Source organism: Corallococcus sp. 4LFB (assembly GCF_046520365.1).
Lineage (GTDB): Bacteria > Myxococcota > Myxococcia > Myxococcales > Myxococcaceae > Corallococcus > Corallococcus caeni.
In genome coordinates this window covers 1-10,610 of record NZ_JBKGHJ010000306.1, presented here as the reverse complement: position 1 = coordinate 10,610, position 10,610 = coordinate 1, and the positions used below count along the sequence as shown (strand labels likewise).

Below are 10,610 nucleotides of genomic sequence, written 5' to 3'. Positions count from 1 at the left end.
CGCCGGCTGGTGGTGGCCGGCGTGGAGGCCCCGTCGCTGTTGCAGCTGCCCCCGGCTCCCCGCGTGGACGCCGGACGCGGAGCCGGGCAGCGCGCCGCCCAACGTGCTGTCCGGTTCGGACGCCACGCCGTCGCGCGTGCTGGAGAGCATGGCGGACGCCACGGAGATTGAAATCCACGCGCACGGCATCACCGACCCCAGCATCTCCGGCGCGTCGCTGGTGGTGCTGTCCCCGGAGGTGAACGGCCGCTACGCGCTCACCGCGGACGTAGTGCGCGAGCAGCGGCTCAAGGGCGAGCCCACCGTGTTCCTGGCCGCGTGCAGCGCGGGCCGCACCACGGCGCTGCAGAGCACGGAGCCCTTCAGCCTGCCGGCGGCCTTCATCGACTCGGGCGCCCGCGCGGTGCTGGCCTCCACGGTGGACATCCCGGACGCGGCGGGCCGCTTCTTCGACGGCGTGCGCCGGCGCATCCACGCGGGCTCGCCCGCGTCCGTCGCGCTGCGCGACGAACGCCAGGCGTGGCTCGCGCGCGACGGCCGGGCCGGGTGGACACGCTCGGTGCTGCTGGTGGAGAAGGCGGACTGAAGCGCTTGTTACGGGGGGGCATCCAGGTGCGTGTTTCCGCCGGGGACGACGAAGTGGTGGAAGGTGACGCTGGCGCTCACGTCCAGCGCCTTCACCCAGTGCCACCAGCCCACGGGCAGGAACACCATGTCCCCGGGCTCCAGCACCGTCTCCAGCACCGTGGCCTCCGCGAACAGCGGGTGCGCCACCAGGTCCGGCGCGCCCGCGTCCACGTGGCTGAAGGTGCCCCGGTGCGGGTACACCCGGTGGCGCTCGTAGGACGGCACCAGCTTCACGTGCTTCCGGCCCATCACCTGCCCCAGCAGGATGTTCATGTTGTCGTGGTGCAGTGGGGTGACGGTGCCCGCGGGCCCCAGGAGCAGCGTCATCTGATCCGCCAGCAGCGACGGGTCGATGATGCCTTCGGGCGCGCGCAGGTCCTCGCGCAGCGGGGACAGCCCCTCGCGGCCCCAGTTGTCGTTGCGCGGAACCATGTAGTAGTCGTTCGTCCGCCGGCCGGACTCCACCATCGCCAGGAAGTCCGCGAAGGGCATCCGCGAGCGGTGCCGGTCCTGCTGGGCCGCGTGCTCCGGGTTGGCGTCGCGCCCCGTCATCACCTCCACCTCCACCCGCCCGAAGTGTTCGCGGAAGTACGGCACCGACCACTTCTTCAGCGCGGGCCAGTCCTTCATCGCCCCCTTGAGCACCACCGGCCGGTGGCCGAAGTAGTAGCGGCGGAAGAACTCCTCCGGGGCGAGCCCTCGCGCACCTCCAGCTCGCGGCCCCCGTCCTGGGCCCGGAGCGCGCTGTAGGTCTCCATCAGCGACTCCAGCCACCCGAAGTGCCGCGCCACCTGGCGGCACGCCTGGAAGTAGGGGTGCTGCCCCGCCGCGGCGATCTCCGCGCGCGCGACCTCCAGGGACACGCCCGCTCCCACCAGCACCTGCTCCACCTCCTCCACACCCACCCCCAGGGCCAGGTTCTCCGCCAGCCACTGGCGCCACTCCGGACGGAGCAGGGACTTGTCCTCGTTCATTCGGAACTCCTTGAAATCCTTGAAGGATTGGCCGGGGGCCCCTCCTGCCAGTGCGGCCGGGCGTGGTATGGACAGCCCCGTCCGTCTTTTTCCACCCATCCCATGCTTACGCAGGACTTCCGTCGTACCAGGAGAAGCCGCCCATGACCCCCGGAGACCTGTCCGCTCCCCGCTCTGGCACCTTCGAGCCGGACCACAGCGCCCCACACGTGAAGGGCTCATACGTGAACTGCGACAACCGGGCGCCGCGCCGCCGCCGGCCGCTGCCGCCGCCGTCGGTGCCTCCCTTGCTGGAGGGGGCGGCGGCCGCTCGCTGAGCCGCCTGGCCCGGCAGGCGTGTCTGCCCTTCCGGGCATTTTTCTCTCAAGAAACGAACCGCTTGGCGTCTTTAGTCAGGAAAGCCCACCAGTCACTTCGGGGCCTTGTGTCATGGCCAACCTCTTCAACCGGGAACGACGCCACTTCGAGGCGTTCATCCAGCGACACCGGCCCAGCCTGCTGGCGGTGGCGCGGCGGTTGTGCGCCCGCGGCATCCTGGACCCGGAAGACCTGGTCCAGGAGGCCTTCGAGCGGGCGTTGCCGGAGTACGGCCACCTGAAGGACCGGACGGAAGCGGCGTGCGCGGCGTGGCTGTGCACGACGATGACCAACCGGTTCCTGGACCACTGCCGCCGGCAGCGCACGGAGAGCCGGGGGCTGCCGCACCTGGCGCTGGTGCAGGACCTGCCGGTGACGGGGGACGGGGACCGGGAGAACTGGGAGCTGGTGGGCAACGACGCGTTCCAGGCGGCCATCGAGCAGCTCAAGCCGCACCTGCGGGACGCGTACAAGCTTCACGCCGAGGGTCGCCGCTACCAGGCGATCGCCGAACATTTCAACGTTCCCGTGGGAACCGTGGGCAGCTGGCTGACGCTGGCGCGCCGGGACCTGAGGGAACTGCTGCTTCCGAGCGTCGCGGTGGCCCGGGAGCGGGGAGTCCAGTCATGAACGCGCATTGCACCCGGCTGCACCTCTTCATGGACGGCGAGCTATCCGAGTCCGACGCCGAAGCGTTCCGCAACCATCTGCCACGCTGCGCCGCCTGCGAGGGCGGCCTGCGCGACCTGCTCCAGTTGGAGCTGCTGGCGGCGCGCGCCCTGAGCACGGGCGTGGTGGAGCCGCCGGCCGCGAAGCCGGAGGGCAACGTGGTGTCGCTGGGCGCGTGGGTGCGCCGCAACGCGCGCGTGGTGGCGCCGCTGGCCATGGCCGCCAGCCTCTGCGCCATCTTCGTGCCGCGCATGATGCCCGCCGCGGAGGTGCCGGCGGTCGTCTTCCTGGACAACCAGCCCACCCGCGAGCTGGAGGCCCGTCTGTCGGATCCGCGCGCGGACAAGCACCGGCCCTACAGCCCCATGCGCGGTGGCGCGGACGGCCTGGAGGCCGGGAAGGTCACGCTGCCCCTGCGTCCGCTGGCGCGGATGGAGGAGCGCAAGGACTTCCGCGGCATCGTCGCGGCCTACGTGCTGCACGGCCAGTGGCAGCAGGCGCAGGCGGTGCTGGCGCGCGAGCCCGCGTCGCTGGCGCGAGACATCGACCTGTCGGTGGTGGCGCTGCAGGACGGCCGCTACCAGGACGCGCTGACGCTGCTGGAGCCGGTGGTGCGCGCGGACTCGCGCAACCCCCAGGCGCAGTGGAACCGCGGCCTCGCGCTGCGCGCCCTGGGCCAGAAGGAAGCCGCCGCGGCCGCCTTCGAGCAGGTGGCCGGGCTGGGTGAGCCCGGCTGGAGCGACGAGGCGCGCGGCCTGGCGAAGGGCCTGCGCGAAGAAGCCGCCCGCTGAAGAAGCACCCGGGACTCCCCGCGCGTTCCGAGCGTCCACCACCGGGCGCTCCGCGCGGGGGCTCCGCCTCACCGCTCGGGATGACGTGACAGGCTGCTGGGGTTGTCGGAACACTCCAGGAGCCTCCCATGCCCGAGTCCCCGTCCCGCGCTTCCGCCGACTACGCGTCCACCCGCCGTGACTTCCGGTGGGAGCGGCCGGAGCACTTCAACTTCGCCACGGACGTCATCGACCGGCACGCGGCCGAGCGGCCCCAGGCCCCCGCGCTCCAGTGGTCCGACGAGTCCGGGCGCTCGCAGCGCTTCAGCTTCCAGGAGCTGAAGGAGCGCTCGCTGCACGCGGCGCGCTTCCTCACCGGGCTGGGCCTGAAGCGCGGCGACCGGGTCTTCATCCTGATGCCGCGCGTGCCGGAGTGGTGGTTCCTGGTGCTGGGCTGCATCCGCGCGGGCATCGTCTTCATGCCCGGCACGCCCATGCTCACCGCGAAGGACATCCGCTACCGGCTGGACGTGTCCGGCGCGAAGGCGGTCCTCACCGACGGCAGCTGCCTGGACCGCTTCGAGGGCGTGCTGGGCCAGGCCCCCGGCGTGACGACGTGGGTGTCCACCGGCGACGCGCCTGCTCCGTGGACGCGCTACGTGTCCGAGGCCCTGGCGGAAGGTCAGGCCCCGGCGTTCCCGCTGACGAAGGCGGATGATCCGCTGCTCATCTACTTCACGTCCGGCACCACGGGCATGCCGAAGATGGTGCTGCACACCCAGGCCAGCTACGGGCAGGGGCACCTCATCACCGGCCGCTACTGGCTGGACTTGAAGCCGGATGACCGGCACCTGACGCTCAGCGACACCGGCTGGGCGAAGTGCGCGTGGGGCAAGCTCTTCGGCCCGTGGAGCGTGGGCGCGTGCAACGTCGTCCACGACTTCCGCGGCCGCTTCGACCCCGCGGCCTTCCTGAAGGTGCTGGAGCGGGAGAAGGTCACCACCTTCTGCGCGCCGCCCACCGCGTGGCGCGCGCTGGTGCTCCAGGATTTGAAGGCGGTGGACCTGTCCTCGCTGCGCCATTCCCTGAGCGCGGGCGAGCCGCTCAACCCGGAGGTCATCCAGACGTGGAAGGAGGCCACCGGGCTGCACATCCGCGAGGGCTACGGCCAGACGGAGACGGTGGTCATCGTGGGCATGTTCCCCGGGATGGAGCCGCGCGTGGGCTCCATGGGCAAGCCGTCCCCGGGCTTCACCGTGGGCGTCATCGACGAGCACGGCCATGAAGTCGCGGACGGACACGAGGGCGACATCGCCGTGCGCGTGAAGCCGGAGCGGCCGGTGGGCCTGTTCGCGGGCTACCTCAACGACGACGCGGCCAACGCCGCCAGCAGCCGGGGGGACTGGTACGTCACCGGGGACCGCGCGGTGCGCGACGCGGACGGCTACCTGTGGTTCGTGGGGCGCTCCGACGACGTCATCAAGACGTCCGGCTACCGCGTGGGCCCCTTCGAGGTGGAGTCCGCGCTGATTGAGCACCCGGCGGTGGCCGAGTCCGCCGTCATCGGCGTGCCGGACGACAAGCTGGGCCAGCGCATCAAGGCGTACGTGCTGCTCACGCCGGGCCATACGCCGTCCCCGGAGCTCGCGCGGGAGCTGCAGGACTTCGTGAAGAAGACCACGGCGCCCTACAAATACCCGCGTGAGCTCGAGTTCGTCACGGAGCTGCCCAAGACGGTGAGCGGGAAGATCCGCCGCGCCGAGCTGCGCGCCACCCAGAAGAAGTAGGGGCGGCGCGCAGGCGGGCAGGGGACTACTTCAGCCAGTCCGAGTGCACGAAGCCGGCGTCGGGCTTGTCCCGGCGCTGGTACGTGTGCGCGCCGAACGCGTCGCGCTGGGCCTGGGTGAGGTTCTGCGGCAGCTCCGGGCTGCGGTAGCTGTCCATGTACGCCAGGCTGCCGCTGAACACCGGCACGGGGATGCCCGCGCTCGTCGCCGCGCCCACGAGCTTGCGCCACGCAGGGGCCAGCTTGTTCAGCACCGGCGCGAACGCCTCCGACACCATCAGGTTGGGCAGCGTGGGCTGCTGCTGGAAGGACTCGCGCAGCGGGGTGAGCAGCTTCGCGCGGATGATGCAGCCGCCCCGCCAGATGCGCGCCATCTCCGCCAGCGACACGCCCCACTTGTACTCGTCCGACGCGGCCTGGATGAGCCGCATGCCCTGCGCGTACGTCACCACGCGCGCCGCGTAGAGCGCGTCGTGCGCCCACTGCGCCAGCTCCTTCTGCTCATCCGAGGAGAGGGAGAGGGCGGGGCCGTGGAGCTTCTTGCCCGCGGCCACGCGTTCATCCTTGCGCGAGGACAGGTTGCGCGCGTCCAGCGCCGCCGCGATGGAGGGCACCGGCACGCCCAGGTCCAGCGCCACCTGCACCGTCCACTTGCCCGTGCCCTTCTGGCCGGCCTTGTCCAGCACCAGGTCCACCAGCGGCTTGCCCGTCTCCGGGTCGCGCTTTCGCAGCACCTTGATGGTGGTCTCCAGGAGGAACGACTCGGCGATGCCCTCGTTCCACTTGGAGAACAGGTCGGCGAGCACCGCGGTGTCCAGGCCCAGGCCGCGGTGGAGCACGTCGTACGTCTCCGCCAGCAGCTGCATGTCCGCGTACTCGATGCCGTTGTGCACCATCTTCACGAAGTGGCCCGCGCCCTCCGGGCCCACGTGGGTGACGCACAGGCCCTCTTCGCTGCGCGCGGCGATGGCCTCCAGCACCGGCTGCACCAGCGCGTACGCGTCCTTGGGGCCTCCGGGCATGATGGACGGGCCGTGGCGCGCGCCCTCCTCACCGCCGGACACGCCGATGCCCAGGAAGTGGAAGCCCTTCTCCTTGCACAGCGCCTCCCGGCGGCGCGTGTCCAGGTACCAGGAGTTGCCCGCGTCCATGATGACGTCACCGGGCGACAGGAGCGGGAACAGCCGCCCCATCATCTCGTCCACGGGCGCGCCCGCGGTGATCATCAGGAGGATGCGGCGCGGGCGCTCCAGGCCGGCGACGAACTGCTCCAGCTCCGGGTAGCCCATCAGGCCCTGCTTCGGGTTCTCCTGCTGGACCTGCTGGAGCTTCTCCGGGTGGCGGTCCCATACCGCGACGCGGAAGCCGTGGTCCGCGATGTTGAGGGCCAGGCTGGCGCCCATGACGCCCATGCCCGCCACGCCGAACTGCGCCGGCTTCGTCTGTGTGCTCATCGTTCCCTCCAGAGGGCCCGCCTCACCCGTGGGCGGCGGGGTCCAGCATCCACTGCGTGTTCGTCACGTGCGCCGCGGGCAGGGACATGTCGCCCGCGAGCACCCGCCGCATGGCGTCCCGCTTGCCCTCGCCCGCCACCAGCCCCAGCACCGCCCCCGCGCCCTGGAGCACGGGGAACGTCAGCGTCATCCGCCACGGCGGCGGCTTGGCGCTCTGCTCCACCGCCAGCACCCGCCGCGTGCGCTCCTGGAGCGCCGGATGGCCGGGCATGAGGCTCGCGGTGTGGCCGTCCTCGCCCACGCCGATGAGCACCACGTCCAGCTTCGCGGGCAGGACCTTCTCGTAGTCGCGCGCGGCGGCGTCGCGGTCCGTGCGCTCGCCCTGCATGCGGAACACCTGCGCGTCCGGCAGCTTCAGCGGCGCGAGCAGCGACTCCTTCACCAGCAGGTAGTTGCTGTCCTGGTGGTCCGGCGGCACGAAGCGCTCGTCCACGAAGTACACGTCCACGCGCTCCCAGGGGAGCTTGTGGTCCGCGAGCATCCGGTACGCGGGCTTGGGCGTGTTGCCGCCCGACAGGGCCAGGCTCACGCGGGCCTTCGTCGCGAGCGCCTTCTCCAGCTCGCGCGCCAGCCAGTCCGCGGCCTCGCGGGTGAGTTGCTCGGAAGGGACGACGAGGGGCTGGCTCATAGCGCGGACCACCGCCGGCCGTTCTTCGCGGGCAGGGCGTCCGCGGCTTCGGGGCCCTTGCTGCCCTTGGCGTAGGTGTGGACCGTGCCGCCGGCATCCGTCTCCAGCGCCTGCAGGATGGGCGTGATGTAGCCCCAGGCCTGCTCCACGCTGTCCTGGCGCGCGAAGAGGGTGGCGTTGCCGCGCATGCAGTCCAGCAGCAGCCGCTCGTAGGCCTCCGGCACGGGCTTCTTGAAGCTCTCCGCGTAGTCCATGTCCATGGTGACGCCGCCGATGTTGACGTCCTCGCCGGGAATCTTGGACTCGAAGGACAGCGCGATGCCTTCGTGCGGCTGGATGCGCAGCGTGAGCACGTTGGGCTGCAGCCGCTGGCAGGACGCGCCCCCGCCGCTGAACAGGCCGATGGGCACCGACTTGAAGTGGATGGACACCTCCGTCAGGCGCTTCTTCAGGTTCTTGCCCGCGCGCAGGTAGAAGGGCACGCCCTGCCAGCGCCACGAGTCGATGTTCATCTTGATGGCCACGTAGGTGGGCGTGCGCGAGCCCTTCTTCACGCCCTTCTCGTCCTGGTAGCCCTCGTACTGGCCCACCACCACGTGCTGGGGCACGTCGCCGCCCTCCACGGGGCGCAGCGCGCGGAAGACCTTGTTCTTCTCGTCGCGGATGTCCTCCGCGGCGAAGGACACCGGCGGCTCCATGGCGCACAGGGCCAGCACCTGGAGCAGGTGGTTCTGCACCATGTCCCGGATGACGCCCGTCTCGTCGTAGAAGCCGCCGCGGCCCTCCACGCCAATGGCCTCGGCCGCGGTGATCTCCACGTGGTCGATGTGCTGGCGGTTCCAGAGCGGCTCGAAGATGGCGTTGGCGAAGCGGAACACCAGGATGTTCTGCACCGTCTCCTTGCCCAGGTAGTGGTCGATGCGGAAGATCTGCTTCTCATCCAGGACCGAGCCCAGCTCCTTGTTGAGCTTCTTCGCGCTCTCCAGGTCGTGGCCGAAGGGCTTCTCGATGATGAGCCGGTGCCAGGGCTTCTGGCCGGGCTGAACCTCGCGCTTGAGCAGGTCCGCGTCCGCGAGGCTCTTGATGATCTGCGGGAACGTGGAGGCCGGCGTGGCCATGTAATAGAGCTGGTTGCCTTCCGTCTTGTGGCGCTTCGCGATGTCCTGGAGCTTCTGGCCCAGGCGCTGGAAGGCCTCCGGGTCGTCGTAGCCACCGCAGGCGGTCTCGATGGTGTCCGCGAAGCGCTTCCAGGCGGCCTCGTCCAGGGGCTGCGTGCGGGAGAACTTCTGGAGGCCCTCCTTCACGTGCTCGCGGAAGGACGCGTCCTCCAGCTTGGAGCGGCTGAAGGCGACGATGGCGAAGTGCTCCGGGAGCAGGCCGGAGCGGGCGAGCTCGAAGAGGGCCGGGAATAGTTTGCGCTCGGCCAGGTCGCCCGTGGCGCCGAAGAGGACCAGGGTGCAGGGGTCCGGGCGGCCCGCGCTGAACACCGGTTCGCCTTCACGGGGATGGGTTTCGATGTGCACTCCCTGCGCGTCCATGCGGTGTCTCCCTCCGTGTGACCGACCGGGCACCTTAAGGCGCTAATCTGGCGGCCCTGCAAGCGCATTGCAGGAGAATGATGCGGGCCCGACGTCTTGCCTGCCCCAGGACTCCGGCGCCACGAGGGCTGCCCTTCGCCGCGCCGGGGAGCACGCGGGCGGGCGGGCGTGGGTGGGGTGGCGGGAACATGGTACTCCTGGAGGCCATGACGACTCCTCCCGTGGCGCTCATCACCGGGGGCTCGCGCGGCGTGGGCCGCGCGGTCTCCCTGCGGCTGGCCCGTGCAGGTTACGACATCGTCTCCACGTACCGGCGGGACGCGGAGGCCGCGGCGTCGCTGGCGAAGGAGGTGGAGGCGCTGGGCCGCCGCTGCCGCACGGTCATCGCGGATCAGCTGGAGCCGGCGACCCTGCACGGCGTCTTCGACGTCATCCAGCAGGAGTTCGGAGCGCTGGACGTGTTCGTCGCGAACGCGGCGTCCACGGTGTTCACGCCGCTGATGCAGACGAAGCTGCACCAGATGGACAAGACCTTCAACGTCACGGTGAAGAGCTTCCTCCTGGGCGCGCAGCGCTCGGTGCCGCTGATGGAGGGGCGCAAGGGGCGCATCGTGGCGGTGTCCGGCATGGACTCGCGCATGCCGCTGCCGTTCCATGGCCTCCTGGGCGCGATGAAGGGCGCCATGGAGATCATGGTGAAGTACCTGGCCGCGGAGCTGACCGGCACGGGCATCCGCGTCAACGCGGTCAACCCGGGCTACATCGATACGGACTCCAGCCGCTTCTACATGGGCGACGCGTGGGACGCGCTGGAGGCGAAGGTGCAGGAGCAGGTGCCCGCGGGGCACGTGGCCCACGTGGATGAGATTGCCCGCCCCATCGAGTGGCTGTGTTCGGAGGGCTCCGCGTACGTGAACGGCCAGACGCTGGTCGTGGACGGCGGCCTGGAGGTCAACTACGCGATGAACTTCGCGGCGAACATGACGCCTCCGGCCTCGCGCTGAACGGGGTTCCTCTCACGCATGCGCTACGTCGTCTCGCTGTGGTTCTTCGCGCTGTTCCTGGTCACCGCGCCCATCCTCTTCACGCTGGGCGCGGTGCTGTTCGTGGTGGCGTACCCGCTGGATCCCGACCGCCAGTGGCTGCACGTGCTGGTGTGCCGGTGGTGCTACGGGCTGTGGCTGCACGCCTCGCCCGGCTGGCGCGTGCGGGTGGAGGGGCGGGAGCTGTTGCCCAAGGGGCCGTGCGTCTACGTCGTCAACCACCAGTCGTTCGCGGACATCCTCGCGGTGATGGGGTTGTTCACGCCGTACAAGTTCGTGGCGAAGGCGTCGCTGTTCCGCACGCCGCTGGTGGGTTGGATGATGACGCTGCTGGGCTACGTGCCCATCGTGCGCGGCAGCTCCAAATCCATGGAGCAGCTGATGGGGCCGTGCCGCCGGTGGCTCCGCAAGGGCATCCCGGTGCTCATCTTCCCGGAGGGGACGTACTCGCCGGGGGAGCTGCTGCCGTTCAAGCGCGGCGCGTTCCAGCTGGCGCTGGAGGAGCACGTGCCGGTGGTGCCGGTGCTGGTGCGCGGCACGCGGGAGCTGGTGGATGGGGACGGGCCGTGGATGAGCCCGCGCGCCACCGTCACGGTGCAGGTGATGCCGGCGCTGCCGCCGGAGACGTTCGGGCCGGACTCCGCGGCGCTGGCCACGCACGTGCGCGAGCGGTTCGTGGAGGCGCTCGCGCGGGTGGGGTGAGG

11 protein-coding genes are annotated in these 10,610 nt (G+C 70.7%); 6 read left to right on the top strand and 5 right to left on the bottom strand.

Annotated features, from left to right (window positions below):
* On the top strand, positions 1-586 hold a 586-nt coding region (locus ACLEQD_RS27655), incomplete at its 5' end, for a CHAT domain-containing protein (protein WP_410388017.1).
* Positions 587-594: 8 nt separating this feature from the next.
* Here the strand turns inward: ACLEQD_RS27655 and ACLEQD_RS27650 are convergent.
* Together ACLEQD_RS27650 and ACLEQD_RS27645 are read right to left on the bottom strand one after the other, a co-directional pair.
* A complete protein-coding gene (locus ACLEQD_RS27650; RefSeq protein WP_410388015.1) occupies positions 595-1,257 on the bottom strand; it encodes a cupin-like domain-containing protein in 663 nt (220 codons plus the stop codon).
* Positions 1,254-1,601 (bottom strand): hypothetical protein, encoded by a 348-nt coding sequence (locus ACLEQD_RS27645; RefSeq protein ID WP_410388013.1) that lies wholly within the window; start codon positions 1,599-1,601, stop codon positions 1,254-1,256. Before ACLEQD_RS27645 ends, ACLEQD_RS27650 begins: the two co-directional genes overlap by 4 nt.
* A gap of 429 nt (positions 1,602-2,030) precedes the next feature.
* On the opposite strand from ACLEQD_RS27645, the gene ACLEQD_RS27640 reads away from it, so the two are divergent.
* From ACLEQD_RS27640 to ACLEQD_RS27630, 3 genes are all read left to right on the top strand, one after another.
* The gene (locus tag ACLEQD_RS27640) at positions 2,031-2,588 is read left to right on the top strand and encodes an RNA polymerase sigma factor (protein ID WP_171420808.1); all 558 of its coding nucleotides are present in this window, start codon (positions 2,031-2,033) and stop codon (positions 2,586-2,588) included.
* The gene (locus ACLEQD_RS27635; protein WP_410388011.1) at positions 2,585-3,418 is read left to right on the top strand and encodes a tetratricopeptide repeat protein; all 834 of its coding nucleotides are present in this window, start codon (positions 2,585-2,587) and stop codon (positions 3,416-3,418) included. The genes ACLEQD_RS27640 and ACLEQD_RS27635 overlap by 4 nt, the downstream gene beginning before the upstream one ends.
* A gap of 128 nt (positions 3,419-3,546) precedes the next feature.
* A complete protein-coding gene (locus ACLEQD_RS27630) occupies positions 3,547-5,184 on the top strand; it encodes an acyl-CoA synthetase (RefSeq protein ID WP_410388009.1) in 1,638 nt (545 codons plus the stop codon).
* A gap of 25 nt (positions 5,185-5,209) precedes the next feature.
* On the opposite strand, the gene gndA is transcribed toward ACLEQD_RS27630, so the two are convergent.
* From gndA to zwf, 3 genes are read right to left on the bottom strand one after another with little or no spacing between them, the layout of a single operon-like run.
* Positions 5,210-6,637: an NADP-dependent phosphogluconate dehydrogenase gene (gndA, locus tag ACLEQD_RS27625; RefSeq protein ID WP_410388007.1), complete on the bottom strand. Its 1,428-nt coding sequence runs from the start codon at positions 6,635-6,637 to the stop codon at positions 5,210-5,212.
* A 22-nt stretch (positions 6,638-6,659) separates the two neighbouring features.
* Positions 6,660-7,325, bottom strand: coding sequence for a 6-phosphogluconolactonase (gene pgl, locus ACLEQD_RS27620; protein ID WP_410388005.1), 666 nt, complete (start codon positions 7,323-7,325; stop codon positions 6,660-6,662).
* Positions 7,322-8,863 (bottom strand): glucose-6-phosphate dehydrogenase, encoded by a 1,542-nt coding sequence (gene zwf, locus ACLEQD_RS27615; protein ID WP_410388003.1) that lies wholly within the window; start codon positions 8,861-8,863, stop codon positions 7,322-7,324. Before zwf ends, pgl begins: the two co-directional genes overlap by 4 nt.
* Before the next feature lie 206 nt (positions 8,864-9,069).
* Here zwf and ACLEQD_RS27610 point away from each other — a divergent pair, with 206 nt between their 5' ends.
* Positions 9,070-9,867 carry an SDR family NAD(P)-dependent oxidoreductase gene (locus ACLEQD_RS27610; protein WP_410388001.1) on the top strand — a complete coding sequence of 266 codons (798 nt, stop codon included), beginning with the start codon at positions 9,070-9,072 and terminating at the stop codon, positions 9,865-9,867.
* An 18-nt stretch (positions 9,868-9,885) separates the two neighbouring features.
* Positions 9,886-10,608 (top strand): lysophospholipid acyltransferase family protein, encoded by a 723-nt coding sequence (locus ACLEQD_RS27605; RefSeq protein ID WP_171416514.1) that lies wholly within the window; start codon positions 9,886-9,888, stop codon positions 10,606-10,608.
* The last annotated feature ends 2 nt before the right edge of the window (positions 10,609-10,610 follow it).